Origin of the sequence: Bifidobacterium catulorum (genome assembly GCF_003129925.1) — a bacterium.
Taxonomy (GTDB): Bacteria; Actinomycetota; Actinomycetes; order Actinomycetales; family Bifidobacteriaceae; genus Galliscardovia; species Galliscardovia catulorum.
Genome location: NZ_QFFN01000005.1, coordinates 24,194 through 42,261 on the forward strand (window position 1 = coordinate 24,194; position 18,068 = coordinate 42,261).

Genomic DNA, 18,068 nt, shown 5'->3' on the forward strand with positions numbered 1-18,068 from the left:
TGTAGACGACGGGTTTCGGGGCCGTATTCATACCCGGGGATGATTCCCGGATCATCGTTCCGGCCGGGGCGGATGGGCCCCGGCCGTTGTCGTCATGCCGCTTCGCAGGCGGCGACGAGCTGTTCGAGGGTCTGGCTGCCGAAGAGGATGCCGCCGCCGTTGATGGTGGTGGCGGGCACGCTCATGATCTTGCGTTCCTTGCGCAGTTCGGGGAAGAGTCCGAGGTCGATCATCTCGGCGGTCACGTTGGGGTTCATCGCGGCCATGTGCTGGCATGCGGCGACCACGTCGGGGCAGAAGTGGCAGGTGAGCGAGACGCCGATCTCGATGTGCGTCTCGGGCAGCGCCTTGATGCGTTCGGCGAGCTGCGGGTCGACGGCCTGGCCGGGCCCGGCGATGTTGTAGACGCCGAGCACGAGCGAGTTGACCTCGTGCCCGGTGGGGATGCCGCTGAATTTGACGCCGGTGTAGCCGCCGTCCTTGTCGAGCAGCACGAAGACCGGGTAGCGGACGATGGCGGCCTTGTCGATGACCGTCTTGCCCTCATCGGAGTCGGCGGCGACCGTACGGTAGTGCAGGTGCGCGTCCATGGACGCGAATTCCTTGGCGAAGCTGGCGAGCTCGACGCTCGGCTGACCGCCGTCGTCGACCTGCAGGAGGGTGACGTCGTCGGTGAGGCGGCCGAATACGCCGGCGAGCTGCCGCTTCATCTCGGCGCTGAACCATACGCCCTTGTGCTGGGGGACGGACGGGGTGTCGGGGATCGTGCTGGTCTGGCCCACGGTGGCGGTCTTGTTGTCCGCCTCGCCTCGCTTTTCCGTCTTCTCGTTCTTCTTGGCGTCGACGCGTTTGGGCGTCACGGGGATGCCGAGGCGCTTCTTCTGCGCGGTCACGTATTCCTCGGCTCCGGTGGCTGCGGTGGCGCCGTCCGCCGCGGCGGTGACGATCTGGCGCAGCGGCTTGGAGACGACGTCGCCGGCGGCGAACACGCCGGGCACGTTCGTGCGCTGCCATGAGTCCACGGTGACGTATCCGCGGTCGTCCTTGTCCAGCACGTCGAGTCCGGCGGTCTCCGGCTCGGTGCCCACGTAGATGAACATGCCGAACACGTTGTCGCCGTCCTCCACGTGGTAGTGGGTCTTTTCGCCGGTCTTGTTGTTCACGAACGTGGCGTCGGTCAGGTAGTCGTCGCCGGCGAGCGACTCGACCTCGGTGTTGTACCGCACCTCGACCTTGGGGTTGTCGAGCGCACGGGCGGCGGTGAGCGGCGGGCAGCTGAACCGCGATCCGCGTACCAGCACGGTGACCTTGCGCGCATACCGGGTGAGGTAGTCGGCCTCCTCCGCCGCGGCGAATCCGCCGCCGACCACGAACACCTGCAGTCCGCTGAACAGTTCCCCGTCGCAGGTGGAGCAGTAGGCCACTCCCCTGCCACGCAGCTCCTGCTCGCCGGGGATGCCGAGCTGGCGGGGCTGCGCGCCGGAGGCGATGATGACGGCGCGGGCCTTGTAGTCGGTCTTGGCTCCGTGCAGCGTCTTGACGTCGCCGTCAAGCTCGTAGGAGGTGATGTCGTCGTGGGCGATCTCCACGCCGAAGGATTCGGCCTGCTGCTTCATGAGGTTCATGAGGGCGGTGCCTTCGATCTCCTTGACGGCGGGATAGTTGACGACGACGGATGTGGTGGTGACCTGGCCGCCGACCTGGTCCTTTTCCACGATCAGCGTGTCCATGGTGGCTCGGCCGGCGTAGATGCCCGCGGAGAGTCCGGCGGGGCCGCTGCCGACGATGACGACGTCGTAGATGTGTTCGTTGCTCATGTGATGTTTCTTGCCTTACTGCTGAAAAAGGCGCTCGAATATAACCGGGATGTGGTTATTCGGGCGCCTTGGTGATTATTGGTCGACGATTGTCGGAACGGTCGTCGAATCAGATCTTGCCGACGAGGTCGAGGCTCGGGGCGATGGTGTCCTCGCCCGGATGCCAGTTGGCCGGGCACACCTTGTCGCCGTGCTCGCGGACGAACTTGGCGGCCTCAAGCGTGCGCAGGATCTCCTCGGCGTTGCGGCCGATGCCGTTGTCGTTGATGGTGTAGGACTTGATCTTGCCTTCGGGGTCGATGATGAACACGCCGCGGAAGGCCAGTCCGGACTCCTCGTCGAGCACGCCGAAGAAGCGTGCGAGCTTGCCGGCCGGGTCGGCGAGCATCGGGTACTTGACCTTGGCGATGGTGTCGGTGGCCTCGGCCCATGCCTTGTGCACGAATTCGGTGTCCTCGGAGACGGAGTAGACCTCGGCGTCGGCGGCCTTGAACTCGTCGTAGTGGTCGGCGAGGTCGCCCAGTTCGGTCGGGCAGACGAAGGTGAAGTCGGCCGGGTAGAAGAAGATGACGGACCAGTGGCCCAGCAGATCCTGCTTGGAGACGGTCTCGATCTCGCCGTCGTGGTAGGCGTTGACGGTGAAGTCCTCAAGTTCGGTGTTGATGAAGTTGCCCATGCAATTTCCTTTCCTATGCAACGGTGCGGTTCCCGGATCGGATGCCGCCTGTGCTGTCCTTCAACAGTCTATCCGCCGTGATTCTCTCTCGGCTGATACGACGCCCCGACACGCGGTGAACATGAACAACATCACATTTGCGTCCGGCCCGGGACGCTCGCCGGTTCCGCCGCAACGCAAGGGGCGTTCTTGTTCGCGGTGGAATCGGCGGGAACGTCATATGGATGCATATGGATGCATATGGATGCCGCGCGTCTAGCGCAGCACCTCGCTCGGGGACTTGTAGGCGGGGCCGTCGGAACGGGAGTCGGCGAACAGCTTGAGCGGTTCGATGGTGGCCTTGGCGTCGACGATCTGCTCGCGCACGCAGCCGTAGGCGGTGCCGCCCTTGCCGTTGCGGGAGTTGACGGAACCACGGGCGGACAGCACCTCGCGCACGCCGGCGGCCTTGTCCTCGGGGATGAAGCCGGCGAACGTCTCGGCGAAGTCCTTGTCGGTGAGGTCCCACAGCTCCTGGCCGCGGCCTTCGGCGATCTTCACGCAGGCGCCGGAGAGTTCGTGCGCGTGGCGGAACGGCACGCCGTTCTTGACGAGCCATTCGGCGATGTCGGTGGCGAGGGCGAAGCCGGTGGGGGCCTCCTCCTCAAGGCGCTTCTCGTCGAAGCGCATGGTGGCGACCATGCCGGTGAAGGCGGGCAGCAGCACCTCAAGGGTGTCGACCTGGTCGAACACGGTCTCCTTGTCCTCCTGCAGGTCTCGTGCGTACGCGGTGGGCAGGCCCTTGAGCGTGGCGAGCAGGCCGGTCAGGTCGCCGATGAGTCGGCCGGACTTGCCGCGTGCGAGTTCGGCGATGTCGGGGTTCTTCTTCTGCGGCATGATGGACGAGCCGGTGGAATAGCCGTCGTCGAGCTTGACGAAGGCGAATTCCTGGGTGTTCCAGATGATGATCTCCTCGGAGAGACGGGAGATGTCCACGCCGGTCATGGCGGCGATGAACGCGAATTCCGCGACCGAGTCGCGTGCGGCGGTGCCGTCGATGGAGTTGTCGGTGACGCGGGAGAAGCCGAGCTCGCGGGCCACGGCCTGCGGGTCGAGGCCGAGCGTGTTGCCGGCGAGCGCGCCGGAGCCGTACGGCGAGGCGTCGATGCGCTTGTCCCAGTCGATGAGGCGCTGGATGTCCCGGATGAGCGGCCAGGCGTGGGCCATGAGCTGGTGGGCGAGCAGCACGGGCTGGGCGTGCTGCATGTGGGTGCGGCCAGGCATGACGGTGTGTCCGGCGGCTTCGGACTGCTTGATGAGCGCGGCGACGAGACGGATGAGGTCACCGGCGATCACGCGGGCGTGGCGGCGCAGCCACATGCGGATGAGGCAGGCGATCTGGTCGTTGCGGGAACGGCCGGCGCGCAGCTTGCCGCCGATTTCGTCGCCGGCGATGTCGATGAGTCCACGTTCCAGTGCCGTGGCCTCGTCCTCGTCATCCTCGATCGGAGCGAATTCGCCGGAGTCGACGCGGCGCTGAAGCTCGTCAAGGGCGGCTTCCATGCGGGCGAGCTCGTCATCGGTGAGGAGTCCCGCGCGACCTAGCGCCCGGGCGTGCGCACGAGAACCGGCGATGTCGTCGTCGGCCAGACGCCAGTCGAACTGGGTGGACTTGCTCAGGCGGGCGAGCTCGGGCGAGGGACCGGAGGTGAATCGGCCGCCCCACAGGGCGAGGTGTTCGGACTGTTCGGTCATGGATGATCTCCTTTGCTATGCATTTCATCATGCATTCATACATACAAGGCTTTCCGCAAGGCTATCAGCGTATGGATACATAGCTGTCACTACGTCGGAGCCGCCTCCTGTCCACCCATGCTGCACCCTTGTCACACAACAAATGGTCGACATTCGACATGCAGACGGAATCGTCAATGATTCGCCGTGTCTCTTACCACGAACTCCGTTCGCCAAAGATGACAGAAACAATTTCGCGTATGAGGAGCACTAGTTATGCATAGTACGAGGTTTTCCTGTCAGAATCATCCCCGCGTATGCGGGGAACACGCGCATGGCGTCGGCAGGCGGCTTCACATATCGGGATCATCCCCGCGTATGCGGGGAACACTAATCGGCAAACTCAATCCAGCTTTGTTCGATGGGATCATCCCCGCGTATGCGGGGAACACCTCGGCAGACGAATCCTCGCCACCGCCAGCAGCGGATCATCCCCGCGTATGCGGGGAACACACGACATCACAGGCGCGGGCGAAATCCTACCGGGGATCATCCCCGCGTATGCGGGGAACACTACCATGTACGGCGTGCGGGTCCCCACATCGCGGGATCATCCCCGCGTATGCGGGGAACACGGCTCCGAACTCGCCGACAGCAAGACCAGAACGGGATCATCCCCGCGTATGCGGGGAACACATCCCTGGATGCTCATGGCGCCGCTTTTGACGGGGATCATCCCCGCGTATGCGGGGAACACGCGGCCACGGTCTCGTAGGCGGTCCATGCGGCGGGATCATCCCCGCGTATGCGGGGAACACGTTGAACCTCACACGAGACTTCAGCGTCTACGGGGATCATCCCCGCGTATGCGGGGAACACAATGAGGGGTACTTTTTGGTGTGAGCGATTTTGGGATCATCCCCGCGTATGCGGGGAACACTTGCCCGAGCCCATGACGCCGCACACCATGCCGGGATCATCCCCGCGTATGCGGGGAACACACGCACCTTGCCAGGGTTGATCCCGGCGAGCCAGGATCATCCCCGCGTATGCGGGGAACACGCGGCCACGGTCTCGTAGGCGGTCCATGCGGCGGGATCATCCCCGCGTATGCGGGGAACACCTGAAGACGGTTTCCCATGTCGATGAACCACTGGGATCATCCCCGCGTATGCGGGGAACACCGGACGCGAGGCAGAACATCATCGATGGCGTCAGGATCATCCCCGCGTATGCGGGGAACACCCAGCGGCGGGCCTCTTGTGGGACAGATCGCAAGGATCATCCCCGCGTATGCGGGGAACACCGAAGATAACCGGCCATCGCGGCACAGACCAGAGGATCATCCCCGCGTATGCGGGGAACACCCTCGGTCGAAGCGTATTCGGGTTTCCACCGTGGGATCATCCCCGCGTATGCGGGGAACACGCCTGAATAATCTCGTTTCGGCTATTATGGATGGGATCATCCCCGCGTATGCGGGGAACACGCACCGGCCTTCACGCCATGCACCGTGATCTTGGGATCATCCCCGCGTATGCGGGGAACACGCAGTATGTCGGCCACGTTCTGCCCGCTCATGAGGATCATCCCCGCGTATGCGGGGAACACGATTGCCTGCCCCTTGGTGCCGAGGTGTGGGAGGGATCATCCCCGCGTATGCGGGGAACACGTCGTCACCGACGCCGACGGGGCCTCGGGGACGGGATCATCCCCGCGTATGCGGGGAACACCCTGATTACGTGACGTTGCAATCAAACATGTTGGGATCATCCCCGCGTATGCGGGGAACACAGTTCGGAAACGTAATGTTTCCAACGAAACTGATTTCGCCTCCTTCCGATTTTATTCACTTTCGCGGATAAAGGTCAATCTCCCCAGCAGGCCGATTCCGCAAATCACCGTCGCCATCACACCCGCCTACGAGTGCCCTAATATCTATCGATATTTTCGTGCCGCTCTTCGTTTACCGGCATTGCTCCATCCCGAACGACGACGCGAAGATTCAGACTGAGCATCTGCCGTAGGCCTCTTGACGAGAGTCAGTCCGTCGCAATCTTCCGGCGTCCATTTAGCCCGGTGAACACGAAAGGCGAAGTGCTGTTCATTCCTTGCGGAATACACCATGATCGCTCGTCCATCACGCATCAATCCCACAATGCGCTCCCATAGTTTATCGCGGACTCTTGCATTGACATGACCGACGAACACCCCTGCGGATATTTCCAGCAGCCATCTGGTGAGATCCCCTCGCAGACCCACCGGACATGCGGTCAACACGACTACGATCATCGTTCCCGATCCTTCCGATCACCACTCATCATCGGCAAATTCATCGACCGCATCCACTTCATCCGCGCCATACGACACACCCGCCGCCACTTCGCCGATTTTCTCGTCCCACAAGCCCACATGATCATCATGCGAACCGTCGATATCGATAACAGCAGAGCTTTCATTGGCACCTATGCCAAGCAAACATCGGATATCGCGCACCATGCGTTTCATAATGGATAAGTCATACACCGCGTCCCTCATGCGCCGACGCGTGGCCGATCCGATGTCCTCCGGCTGCGATGCGACGGTTTCGAACGCCACCGGAATGGACAACTCCGCCTTGTACAGGTCGGCGATGTCATAAACAAATGACCTTTCATGCCCGACATGCACGAATCCGAGTCCCGGCGAACATCCCAACGCAACAATCACGGCATGGGAGATGCCATAAAGACAGGCGTGCGCCGCCGAAAGTGCTTTATTGATGTCGTTTCCCGCATCAAAGTCGCCATGATCATATGTTCGTTTGTCCCATGCGACCCCGGTGCGAGCCGAGCATTCCCGATACACGCGACGGACGCGAGCCCCTTCACGCCCACGCAGCTGCTGCATGGTCAGTCTCTCGACGTTCTCATCCGGGAAGCGCATCTGATACATTGCACGCGCCACGGACAATCTCGACCTGACGTTCGACACCAGGCGAGCCTGCCTTTGCAACAATGCAGAGGAGTGGGTCAGAGGCTTGCCGAAAGCGTACATACGCACGCCTCGCTCCCCCACCCAGACAGCAGTCGCTCCGTTTTCGCCAATCACCGTCATCGCCTGATGCGTAACCGACGAGCCGGGCCCGAACATCAGCACACCCAATGTAGCTGCCGGAACATGCATCGTCCCCGTTTCGTCGGTGATGGTTATCGCGTTATCCGCACGGTTTACGACGCAATGTTCGAAGTACGCGAAGGATATGCGGTCCTCGACACGCACAAGCTCATTCAATTCGGGAGGAGGCGTACCCGGGACCGCCTTCTTGCCGTTCATCGTCTATTCCGTCCGGATGGGAGCGATTGTAAGCAGTCCGCAGCCGAAACCCTTTGCCCTCCCAATGCCATGACATAACGCATGGCGGAACAGGTCGGCATCAGTAACCATAAGACGGCCCTCGAATACCGCGGTGACCAAGGTCACAGCCTGTCCATTACGTTTGAACTGTTCACGGTGCCTCTGACCGACCGTCACCGAGGGGGCACCGCAGTCATCAGGCAATAGGGCAAAACCATGGAGAGCGGCACGAGCGACCAGCCAGTCACGCTGTTGGGCCGCAGTCACATGCCCCTGAATTGTACCGATGATGTTGGCGTCAGCCTTCTTGAGCCGCCGTCCTTTATCTTCCCTCACCCTACGCACAGGGTTCGCACGCAAGCGGAACTGCCAACACTGCCCGACTGCAATACGGGAGAGCAGTGGCGAATAGTCCTTGCTCTCCCACTCCATATGCATGGGCCAGCCAGCCTGCTCGATAATATGAGTGAAGTCGGGAGCTTCGGGACTAACTGTATATAACCAGACGCTGTTATTCCGCGTCAGCGAGTCCACTCGCCACAGAATACGTCCTTCCTTGCTTTCTCGAACACTGCCGGGAGGAAACGCCTTTTCGATTGCTGCATGAGTACGGTATGGCGACGAGATCAGCCGTACCGCACCATCTCGCGCCATATTCAGCGGCATTCGCGAAATAAACATATTCACCTGCTCCTAAGCAAAATTCAGAGGATCGTCAAGTCCCGCGGAACCAAAGTCCGGGGGAATGTCCCGTGTGCCACGAGCGTCGGCACCACTGGAGTCGACCGATGCGCCGGGGTTGGCAATCCGATACCGGCGCACGGCACGACCGGAATATCGGCGGCCTTTCTGACTGAACGTCACCGGCATGTCCGCTTGTGTCATGGACGGTTCATCGTCGATTGCATCACAGACGATTTCCAGCTGTCGGTCATGGTATCGACGCCGGTACCATGCCGATGCATGCCATGGCTCGTTTTCCAGTGCCTGACGAATGGTCCCGTACTCATCATGAATGCCCAGGGTAACCGGAAACTCCGGCGGACATGACCGCCGACCTAAGTACAATGGCCACCGCGGGGTGCGCAAGGCTTGATCGAGACCTTCCAACACGCTTCTTTCCGCCCCTAAGGCAACCAGGAACCGGGCATCGGCAAGATAGTATCGGTAGGTCAACGGCATCGTCTTTTCGAAATCACGGGAATTGCGCTTGCGTGTCAGGGATTTTTCCGTCTGGAAATCCGACATGACCCGTCCTCGCTGTTCGGTACGCACGCCGAACGACAGATTCAACAAATCCTCGATCGAATCCTCCCGAACACGCCCCTGGGCACAGGCCAGCAATCCGATGACCCCGCTTTTCGTCGGTTCGTTGCGAGTGTTTCTCCGTACGAATCGTGAGGAATCCCCCCAGGACTGCATCGGTCCGGCGAGCTGTAACAGTAGTACGCTCATGATTCACTCCCGACCGATCAGAGACCGTGCCACGGCTTCCCCCAGCTCGGACTTCAGCACCGGCAACGTCACGCGCTCGCTGACGGCGTCCAATTCGGCGACAGGTTCGTCCGTTGTGATGTTCCATGCCTGCACCGGCTGTACACCATATGCATCCTGAACGAACTTGAGTTTGCGTCCCAAACGTATGGCGGCCTGACGCGAAATCGGCATCCCGGCATCGGCACGCACAGGATCCTCAAAAGCATCGACGACATTTACCGGCTGGGTCTCCCGCAGCATCACCACGCAGGTACCGGGCAGGGTACGGTTGGCGAAGGTGTTCTGCTTGCCCGTGGGCATGGATCGGATAAACGACTCCACAAACGCCACAGCGCCTTCGGACGCGGCCCTGGCGTCCTGCAATTGCTCCTGCAACGAATCAACGTTGAGCGTAGCGTACCGATAGAGTGTGGATGAATTGAACCCGACGGTGTCGATCATGGCGGCACCGGCATTGTCGTCCGAAGCGCAATCGTCCACGGCGGTGAAGTAGTCGTATTCGGGAGTGATCTGATCCACGGAAATCGCATGAGCGACCTGCGCACTGGCATCGGTATTGAGATCCGGCGCATCCGCCAGCATACGGCCGAACAGGGCGATGTCCACGGCTTGGACACCGTGGAACACCGCGTCAACGTCTTTTTTCATCGCGGAAGTCGGTTTGCCCGAAGCCTTGCCCTCGTCGTGCCATCTGAGGGCAACGTCCGCCAATTGGCTGATTTCACGACGTGCGATGAAAATCAGATATTCCGTAGCCAATGTGCCTTTGTCTTTACCTGCCCTGTCCGACTCCTTGACATCGACGCCGGTGGCGGACAGTACGAACGAGGCCAATGCCTCCGCTTCGTCGACCAGTTCCGGATTCCTGGCGACAATGGCGTCGCGGATCAGCGCCACCGCGTTTTTTGTGCGTACACCGAGCTTGCTGGAATCCAGCAGACTCGGGAACATTTCACGCATTGCGCGCTTCCATGCCTGGGACGATACACGGGAGCGAAGCACGCCACCGTAGCGGGCGGTCTTTGGGCTGCCAGTGTCGTCACGATTGATGTTGCTTGGCGGTACGTTCTGCAGGTCATACAGGTCAATGAACATGGGTTCCTTCTTTCGATCGTTATACTTGCCGGCAATAGATTGATAACGTGTTACTGCTTGATTTTGGAGTGATAGTCCATGCTCCAGCGGAGAAAGACGTCACTGCGGGCTTCGGGGAACTGCATCTGATACAGGTCCTGCGTCAGAGATCGGTAATCGATGGTGATTCGCCTTTCCCCGACACTGCGCATCAGCATGATCAACGCCCGCATGTTGCGCACCACCCCTTCGAAGTCCGGAACGGCTTCCGCGGATTTCAGCTTGCCGATCACACCATTCGCATGTTCGAGATCAGGCTGGATGAGCCTGCATGCACGACCAAACGTCATCCGATCGGCACGGGCGCTTCCCGTATCCTGCGCGACCCCATACCCTTTGGACTGCTGATGAACCGCATACAATTCCATGGCGGTTTTCGCTGCACGCAACGCGGCGGGGTCATCTTCGGCAGGTGGCAGACTCTGGGACCACCCGTCGAATAGGTCACCGCCGATCAGCATCCATGCCGGCGCACTGCCGTCAAGGTCCCGCCGCAGACGCGCAAGCGCCGCCCTTGACGCCGGAGTTCCACCGTCTCGTCCGGTGTATTCGTTTTGAAGTCCGAATATCTTTCCATTGACAAAGTAGCCCAGCGCCTTTGCCACGTCGCGGGAAAAGAACCGTCTCGTCATGCTCCCTCCTTATGATCCGAAATCTTGCCCAACGTCTTGTTCAGCCCGCCCCAAAACAGCTGCCGGGCTCTCGCAGCACTCATCGTCCCCATCCTGCCGACATCATGTTCGTCAAATGCCGATACATCGCTATCGGCCAGATATTCCCGACCGATGGCGAGCAAGATGCGATGCGCATCATCATGCCATGCACGGCGATAGGATTCATAATCCTTATCCGGAGTAAAGCCGGCCAACCGATCGCGGAATAGCTCATCGAGCTGCGCGTAGGCATGTTCTTTGATCTTTTCGGATGATGCCTGTGCGCGTTTGCCGGAAGCGCGATCCCCGGCAGCGGCACGAAGGTTGTGAACATACCCCACAAGCACGACGTCCACGGCCTTGCTGGTGTTCGTGATGATCTCCACCACGGCGTTGATGGCCGGATAATCCTTACGCGCAAACACCACCGGCAACTGCACGACGTCATCAATACCGGTTTCGTACACGCTACTCTGCGTGCCGTAGGTCATGCCCTGGGCGCGAATACTGAACTTCGACAGTGGATGTTCGCCTTGCGCCAGACAGCCTTTCCGCTGCAATTCCTCAATCCAGCGAATCACTCCCGGCCGAAGGTCTGCGTCACCGACTTCAAGCAGTGAAGCCAATCCACGCCATAATGATTTGCCGGCATCGTGCGTGACAGGCATGAACGGTGCCGTGGATAGTCCAAGCTTTTTCTGCTGGGGAACGCTGATACGCCACGCCGTCATCTTTTCACATTCGTCGGTGTTGTAAGGAGCGATGACATCACCGTAACAGTTCACGATGCCGATGATCCGATCGTTATCCGCATTCGGAACCAGTCGTAGACGCCGAGACTGGAACGTGAGGGCATCGACCGGACCGGTAAAGGACGTACGCATTCGTAAATCGAAGCCAGGGCTTTCATCCAATTCCCATGGAGGCAGGTCATCTGCATTGCCGAACAATTCGGTTGTATTATTGCGCGTGTCGTAAAGACACCAATTCAGCAGCAGCGATTGTACAAGATTGGCGCCTTCGACCGTCACCGGCCCCAAGACACCCAGCCATCCGGTTCCGGCCACACCTTTCGGGGCGTACACCTTGCCTTTATTGATATGGGTGTTACCTACCACCGGCGTTTTGATGCCAGCGGTATCGTATGCCTGTAAAAACACAACCCAGCGAGCAGCCTGTGCAAAATCCACGGAATCCAGATATTCGGGCGAACGAAGGGAAAACAGAAACTTCTCAGATTTCGGTACGTCAGCGATCATTTCGCCAATCGGATCATATTCCTTCTTACCGCTATATGTCAGATTCGGCACCTGATAGAACGGATGCCGCGAATCCAGCAAATAGAACCTGTCATGGAACTCGTCGAAATAGTCTTCCAACACGTCCATATCGAACGCTTGGTTATCCCAAAGATGCTTCCATAAGGCCAACATCTGCACCCGACTGGCTTCGGTATCGCAGTATGCACGAAACAGTATCGCCACCAGCAGACGCACAAGAGGTATGTCCTGCTGCGGCAGATCGCCGGAAATCATACGGATTCTTCTCGCCTCACGAAAAACATCTCGCAACGACAGCTCCTTGAACCCTCCGTCGTCCAATACGCACGGAATCCATGGTTCGTCTATGAGATTGAACCGTCGTATGGATAAGCCGTCATTCATCGTCCCGTCAGACCCTTCCCCATCTCCTATGATGGATTCCGGTTAAAAAACCTAGGACACATGCCACACTACGCGGCGGCATTTTCCTTCAACGAATCAGAAAAAGGATCCTGCCCCACGTCAAATACAGGACCGAAGAGCACAGGGCCGGCAGTGCCGCCCAGTTCACCATGTTCTATTTCATCCGCCCAACGATCTTCCATATCCTCGGTGACAATCTTGCCACCTTTGGCGACGATACTCATAAATACCTCCCTCCACATCTGTAGCACACGGCTGGAGAATCAGACATCACCCGCCACTTTCTTATTTCAAAATGCCACGGCCTCTTCTCGAACGACCTCGGGGGCAACGTCGATGTTGCCGTCGCACCATCCGATGGTGCCATCAACAGCCCGCGCAGTAGCGAACACACGAGGGTCCGCCAACGAAGCATAGGCCGGATATTCCAAATATCTGGACATGTCCATAACCCCCGCGAAACCATCACGGAACCGCACGGCCACACGATGACCGCCCATGGGAACGGCATCCGTCACGACTTCATCATCCATCACAACATCACCCGCCAATCATCATCCAGCAGTCTGCGCGGATCAGAAATCCACTATTCATCGTCCCTTCAGCTCCTTCCCCCATCCTCCATGATGGATTCCGGTTTCTTTAACAGAACCAGCATAACACGTTTTAATACAATTTCCAACGTGAATGTACGAAGTTGTGTCAATCAACAGTCTCCATCCCCATATCAATGGGGAACACAACATGACTCCGTACATTCACCGGATCATCCCTCCCGAGAAGGGACTTTCCCATTCTCTCCGCACACAACGACCTATTCGTCTTCGTCCGGTCACTTCACACTCAGCCCAGTATCCCGGTCATATCGAACGACGTAACCATTCACCGACGCGGACAGAACTCCAGCGCCATCATCCTCCAGCAGTATGGCAAGTTCCCCAGCAAGCCACGGAGAGTCGGCCCACATTGCGGTCGCCGAATCGCAACCTCGTTCCAATGCGTCAATCAGCGCATCGAGCTTCCTCTCGTCGTAGCCGCCCATCGAAGCAGGCAATCGTACGGAGCATTGGGATATCAGCAACGCCAAACAATCGGATGGCACGGAATCAGTCGGCACTTCCGCACCAAGCGCAATGTCATGGTGCCGGTCACCTATCCACGGCAATAGATGGACACCGCCATTGACTCGACGCAGAAGCACAACCTCGACCGTCTCCTGTGTGTCACGTACCGCCCGTTGTCCTTTATCATCGTTGGCGTCATCGATTGCGGCACTTTTAAACCAGTCGACCAGGCTATCCCGTTCCGCAATCATGTTGCTCAACGATTTGAGCAGATATGAATGCGCCCGCGCACACTTGGTTTCCTGACCAGCCGTCCGTTTAGAGACCGCCTTTCCATAGGACGATCGCCATGATTCAGGAATCGTTTCCACCACGTGCTCACCATATGCACGGCGAACCATAGAGGCGATGTCTTCCGGAAGAAAAACCTCCTTCACCGATTGCGGTCTCGTCAACCCCAGCACCCCCAACGCTTCCAGCAAGGACGCCGGCTCATATACACGCTGGATATCGTCACTGATTCGGGGCCCATCATCATCCCACTGTGCAACACCTCGAATATGACAGTACGCCGTACGCAGCCGTTCCGGCCTGTCCTGCTGGGCAACCCCTCGGATATGGCGGTGCACACGTCCCAGACGCTGCATCAGCAGATCCACCGGTGCGATATCAGAAATCAACGCATCGAAATCGATGTCCAGGGATTGTTCAAGCACCTGCGTGCCGACCACGATCAGCCGCTCTGGTCGCAAGCCGTTTGCCCTGGTGCTCTGAGGCCCCAGCAGGCCGCGTATCCCCCGCTCGTTATCCATACGGTCCATATCCATGAACCGGGAATGAGTCAGCTTCACCTTATCGGCGCCATAACGGCCGGCCAGCAGCAACGCCGCGTGCTGCGCGCGCGCAACGGTGTCGCAGATGACACCGAGACAGCCGCCATCCTGCAGCAAATCATCAACGAGGGCGACGAGTGAGTCATCATCGTCTGACATCAGATCGCAGGTCACACGCAGACTTCTTCCCGATGGCTTTACGGGCTTCAACCGCAATTGGGTACCGGAGGAATATGTAATGAGCGGATATGCCGTCTCCACGGATTCACGGGATGAAGGAGCCTCTGTGGAAGCGGGGGCTTGCGCCACGTCCGCCGGCTCGGACTTTCGTTGCGCCCGACGCCTACCTCTGCCCGGGCGGATCGGGATGCCGGATTTCCGACCACCACACACATAATGCGTCTCCGTCGGATTCCGAGCGGCGCGTCCACGTACATATGCTTCCGCCATATCCCTGCGTTGTTGTTCCGGCAACGTCGCGGACAGCAACACGACCGGCGTATGGAATCCTCCCAACCATTCAAGAATGCGTTTAAGGTACTCCTGCATATACGCGTCATAGGCATGACACTCGTCAATGATGACGACCTTGTTGGCGAGTGCCAATTGTCTGAGGACCACATGCTTCATTTGCAAAGCGCCCATGAGCACCTGGTCAATGGTACAGATGAGGAAGTTCGCCAGCACGCCTCTCTTGCGGCCCCACATCCATACGGATACCGTCGTTTCCGCGGACGTCATATTGCCGTCGGTCGTTGTTTCGTCTTGATTTATGGAGGAGATGGTACGTCGTGATGCGGTGATGACGCCTTGGAACTCCTCATTCAACCTTGCCTTGCCATGAGCAAGCCACACTGTTTTTGCATCATGCCCAGAGCCTGCCGTGGACACCGGCAGGGATTCGATCCACGCGTGGGCCCTGCCGAACATCGCATCGGTGGTCGCCATCGTAGGCAAAGCAATGCATACGCCGCCACGACCGGTACGCCGGGCAAGCAATTCCGCGGCCGCGAGCGAAGCCTCAGTTTTCCCCTCGCCCATCGGCGCTTCAATGATGATCAGTCCAGGATCGTCCGTCTCCGATGCAAGCGATATGGTTTCGCGTTGCATAGGGCGCAATGATGCACCTGCCGGAAGGTTGAACCGTTCTCGAAACCATGAATCCATTGCATTGTTGTCCATATGCAGATCATCGACAATCGGTCGCCATGGATTGCACATGCGTAGATTATGCCATGCTCGTTCGGCACGATAACGCAATCCCTCCCACGAGAGCACGTCATCATCGTAACCTGCATTGCCCAAGGTTCCAGGAACAGTAACCAGAGGAAACATTTCTTCGTCACTGTTACTGGCCATCCAATCGGCCATGATGACCGCTCCTGTCAACAGGGATTCGGATCGCGGGTCCAAACGCCGGCTACCGAGTCTGGTCATATCCCGGTCGGTCACGCCGGCGCGTCGCATAACGAACTCCAGTAATTCTCTCTGAGTCGATTCCCACGATCCATTTGCCCCATTCGTAGATTCGTCCCAACCCATACGCGCCGGTTCGGCGAACTGCGCTGTCTCCAATTGATGCGCATCAGGAGGCGTACCATGGTGCCCACCGACCACACTCGCATACGACCGCGCAAATTCCAACGTCCAGCCATATCTCTCGATAAGATACCGTTCGAGAATCACTTGTCCGGCAACAGTATGCGTCGGCTTGCCTGAATTGCCGAAATCGTGACGTATCCGCAAACCGGCATGCTCCGGCATCCAAGCCATCGAGACCTGTCCAGTCCGCGCCGCCACATCAAATCGAATCGGCTTTGACTGGAAGACGGGAGTGGCTTTGCCGATATCATGCGCTCCCGCCAGCACCAGATACACGCGACGGGCTAACGTCTCGTCACCGAGATTTCGCGCAATCAAAGCACGGGTTCCATCAGGCAGCCAATGGTCCCATAGTCGTTCGGCCATCGCCATCGAATCAGCCATATGCACATAAAGCGGGAGCCACCGCTGCCCATCGAGACGATCGGTCTTGCCCCACAACGCGCGTGCGCCTCGGGACAATTCCACCATGTCATTATCAGATGGCATTGCACATCACCCCCTTCAACACGAATACCCGTATTGCGGTTTCATGCATTAAGACCGACCATTCAATCGAACGACACGGGGAAGCGTCATTGTCGTCCTCTCCGACGACCAATTATCCGGAATCATACAACCACTGTATCGCTATCCGGAATGAGTCGGCAAAGTCGCCGAAAAATCAAACAACAAGGCCCGCACCCCTTTGATGGGATGCGGGCCTCTGGTCTAGAGAGCGATCGGCGGATCGCTCCACACGGACTACTCCACGGCGTTTTCGGGGACGTCGATGCCGTTGCCGAACTTGACGTCGCGGGCGGCGGCGACGCGGCTCGGCAGGCCGTAGATGTCGATGAAGCCGTTGGAGGACTTCGAGTCGAAGCTGTCGCCGGAATCGTAGGTGGCGAGGTTGTAGTCATACAGCGAGCTGTCGGAGCGACGACCGGTGACGACGGCACGACCGCCGTGCAGCACCATGCGGATCTCGCCGGAGACGTACTTCTGCGTGTCCTCGATGAACGCATTGAGGGACTGCGTGGCCGGGCTGAACCACTGGGCGTCGTACACGAGCTCACCCCAGCGCTTGTCGATGTCGCGCTTGATGCGGTGCTGTTCGCGTTCGAGGCAGCAGTTCTCCAGCTCCTGATGGGCGGTGATGAGGGCCACGGCACCCGGGGCCTCGTACAGCTCGCGGCTCTTGATGCCGACGAGACGGTCCTCGATGAGGTCGATGCGGCCGATGCCCTGGGCGCCGGCACGACGGTTCATCTCCTCGATGGCCTGCAGCGGGGTGACGTCGCGGCCGTCGATCTTGACCGGCACGCCCTGCTTGAACTCGATGACGACCTCGTCCTCGACCGGCGGGAACGCCGGGTCGTCGGTGTAGGAGTAGCAGTCCTTGGTCGGGCCGTTCCACGGGTCCTCAAGGAAACCGGTCTCGATGGCGCGGCCCCACACGTTCTGGTCGATGGAGTACGGACTCTTCTCGGTCTGGACGATCGGCAGCTTGTGCTCCTTGGCGAACGCGATCTCCACGTCACGGGTCAGGGCCAGGTCGCGAATCGGGCTGATGGCCTTGAGCGTCGGGTCGATGGAGGCGATGGACACCTCGAAACGCACCTGGTCGTTGCCCTTGCCCGTGCAGCCGTGGGAGATGGTGTCGGCGCCGAACTGGTGGGCGGCGCGCACGAGATGCTTGGAGATGAGCGGACGGGAGATGGCGGAGACCAGCGGGTACACGCCCTCGTACATGGCGTTGGCCTTGAGGGCCTTCATGCAGTATTCCTCGGCGAACTCGTTGCGGGCGTCGACCACGTAGGCCTCGACGGCGCCGCAGGCGAGTGCGCGCTGCTTGATGGTCTCAAGGCTTTCGCCTCCCTGGCCGACGTCGAGGGAGACGGCGACGACGTCCTTGCCGGTGCGCTCCTTGAGGTACGAGATGGCGACGGAGGTATCGAGACCGCCGGAATACGCCAGGACAAGACGGTTCTTATCTGCCATGGGAGTGGCTACCTTTCTTCACGGTTATCAAACACTGGGTTGTATTATATACATACTTTCGTATATTTATGCAAT

14 protein-coding genes and 1 CRISPR repeat array are annotated in these 18,068 nt (G+C 59.4%); all 14 genes read right to left on the bottom strand.

What is annotated here, in order from left to right:
* Positions 1-92: 92 nt before the first annotated feature.
* Positions 93-1,817 carry an FAD-dependent oxidoreductase gene (locus DF200_RS03240; RefSeq protein WP_109136864.1) on the bottom strand — a complete coding sequence of 575 codons (1,725 nt, stop codon included), beginning with the start codon at positions 1,815-1,817 and terminating at the stop codon, positions 93-95.
* 109 nt (positions 1,818-1,926) lie between these two features.
* Positions 1,927-2,493: an alkyl hydroperoxide reductase subunit C gene (gene ahpC / locus DF200_RS03245; RefSeq protein WP_109136865.1), complete on the bottom strand. Its 567-nt coding sequence runs from the start codon at positions 2,491-2,493 to the stop codon at positions 1,927-1,929.
* Between the two features lie 255 nt (positions 2,494-2,748).
* Positions 2,749-4,227: an argininosuccinate lyase gene (gene argH / locus DF200_RS03250; RefSeq protein ID WP_109136866.1), complete on the bottom strand. Its 1,479-nt coding sequence runs from the start codon at positions 4,225-4,227 to the stop codon at positions 2,749-2,751.
* 280 nt (positions 4,228-4,507) lie between these two features.
* Positions 4,508-6,000: a CRISPR direct-repeat array (repeat unit 29 nt; unit sequence GGGATCATCCCCGCGTATGCGGGGAACAC).
* Positions 6,001-6,144: 144 nt separating this feature from the next.
* Positions 6,145-6,498 (bottom strand): type I-E CRISPR-associated endoribonuclease Cas2e, encoded by a 354-nt coding sequence (cas2e, locus tag DF200_RS03255; protein WP_109136867.1) that lies wholly within the window; start codon positions 6,496-6,498, stop codon positions 6,145-6,147.
* An 18-nt stretch (positions 6,499-6,516) separates the two neighbouring features.
* Complete coding sequence (cas1e, locus tag DF200_RS03260; RefSeq protein WP_109136868.1) at positions 6,517-7,521, bottom strand: type I-E CRISPR-associated endonuclease Cas1e; 1,005 nt, start codon at positions 7,519-7,521, stop codon at positions 6,517-6,519.
* Between the two features lie 3 nt (positions 7,522-7,524).
* The gene (gene cas6e / locus DF200_RS03265; protein ID WP_109136869.1) at positions 7,525-8,223 is read right to left on the bottom strand and encodes a type I-E CRISPR-associated protein Cas6/Cse3/CasE; all 699 of its coding nucleotides are present in this window, start codon (positions 8,221-8,223) and stop codon (positions 7,525-7,527) included.
* 12 nt (positions 8,224-8,235) lie between these two features.
* Positions 8,236-8,997 (bottom strand): type I-E CRISPR-associated protein Cas5/CasD, encoded by a 762-nt coding sequence (gene cas5e, locus DF200_RS03270; protein WP_109136870.1) that lies wholly within the window; start codon positions 8,995-8,997, stop codon positions 8,236-8,238.
* A gap of 3 nt (positions 8,998-9,000) precedes the next feature.
* Entirely contained in the window at positions 9,001-10,134 is a 1,134-nt protein-coding gene (gene cas7e / locus DF200_RS03275; RefSeq protein ID WP_109136871.1) for a type I-E CRISPR-associated protein Cas7/Cse4/CasC, read from the bottom strand.
* 50 nt (positions 10,135-10,184) lie between these two features.
* Positions 10,185-10,805: a type I-E CRISPR-associated protein Cse2/CasB gene (casB, locus tag DF200_RS03280; protein ID WP_109136872.1), complete on the bottom strand. Its 621-nt coding sequence runs from the start codon at positions 10,803-10,805 to the stop codon at positions 10,185-10,187.
* Positions 10,802-12,490, bottom strand: a complete 1,689-nt coding sequence (gene casA, locus DF200_RS03285) for a type I-E CRISPR-associated protein Cse1/CasA (protein WP_109136873.1) — start codon at positions 12,488-12,490, stop codon at positions 10,802-10,804. The genes casB and casA overlap by 4 nt, the downstream gene beginning before the upstream one ends.
* Positions 12,491-12,558: 68 nt before the next feature.
* Positions 12,559-12,735, bottom strand: a complete 177-nt coding sequence (locus DF200_RS10770; RefSeq protein WP_158275762.1) for a hypothetical protein — start codon at positions 12,733-12,735, stop codon at positions 12,559-12,561.
* A gap of 66 nt (positions 12,736-12,801) precedes the next feature.
* Complete coding sequence (locus DF200_RS03295) at positions 12,802-13,044, bottom strand: DUF2442 domain-containing protein (RefSeq protein ID WP_109136875.1); 243 nt, start codon at positions 13,042-13,044, stop codon at positions 12,802-12,804.
* A gap of 299 nt (positions 13,045-13,343) precedes the next feature.
* Positions 13,344-16,499, bottom strand: a complete 3,156-nt coding sequence (locus DF200_RS03300) for a CRISPR-associated endonuclease Cas3'' (RefSeq protein WP_109136876.1) — start codon at positions 16,497-16,499, stop codon at positions 13,344-13,346.
* A gap of 255 nt (positions 16,500-16,754) precedes the next feature.
* Positions 16,755-17,993 (bottom strand): argininosuccinate synthase, encoded by a 1,239-nt coding sequence (locus tag DF200_RS03305; RefSeq protein WP_109136877.1) that lies wholly within the window; start codon positions 17,991-17,993, stop codon positions 16,755-16,757.
* Between the last annotated feature and the right edge of the window lie 75 nt (positions 17,994-18,068).

Bases quoted from the DNA above. Each gene is read 5' to 3' on its own strand.
- DF200_RS03240 (WP_109136864.1), bottom strand. From the start codon at position 1,817: ATGAGCAACGAACACATCTACGACGTCGTCATCGTCGGCAGCGGCCCC.
- ahpC (WP_109136865.1), bottom strand. From the start codon at position 2,493: ATGGGCAACTTCATCAACACCGAACTTGAGGACTTCACCGTCAACGCC.
- argH (WP_109136866.1), bottom strand. From the start codon at position 4,227: ATGACCGAACAGTCCGAACACCTCGCCCTGTGGGGCGGCCGATTCACC.
- cas2e (WP_109136867.1), bottom strand. From the start codon at position 6,498: ATGATCGTAGTCGTGTTGACCGCATGTCCGGTGGGTCTGCGAGGGGAT.
- cas1e (WP_109136868.1), bottom strand. From the start codon at position 7,521: ATGAACGGCAAGAAGGCGGTCCCGGGTACGCCTCCTCCCGAATTGAAT.
- cas6e (WP_109136869.1), bottom strand. From the start codon at position 8,223: ATGTTTATTTCGCGAATGCCGCTGAATATGGCGCGAGATGGTGCGGTA.
- cas5e (WP_109136870.1), bottom strand. From the start codon at position 8,997: ATGAGCGTACTACTGTTACAGCTCGCCGGACCGATGCAGTCCTGGGGG.
- cas7e (WP_109136871.1), bottom strand. From the start codon at position 10,134: ATGTTCATTGACCTGTATGACCTGCAGAACGTACCGCCAAGCAACATC.
- casB (WP_109136872.1), bottom strand. From the start codon at position 10,805: ATGACGAGACGGTTCTTTTCCCGCGACGTGGCAAAGGCGCTGGGCTAC.
- casA (WP_109136873.1), bottom strand. From the start codon at position 12,490: ATGAATGACGGCTTATCCATACGACGGTTCAATCTCATAGACGAACCA.
- DF200_RS10770 (WP_158275762.1), bottom strand. From the start codon at position 12,735: ATGAGTATCGTCGCCAAAGGTGGCAAGATTGTCACCGAGGATATGGAA.
- DF200_RS03295 (WP_109136875.1), bottom strand. From the start codon at position 13,044: ATGGATGATGAAGTCGTGACGGATGCCGTTCCCATGGGCGGTCATCGT.
- DF200_RS03300 (WP_109136876.1), bottom strand. From the start codon at position 16,499: ATGCCATCTGATAATGACATGGTGGAATTGTCCCGAGGCGCACGCGCG.
- DF200_RS03305 (WP_109136877.1), bottom strand. From the start codon at position 17,993: ATGGCAGATAAGAACCGTCTTGTCCTGGCGTATTCCGGCGGTCTCGAT.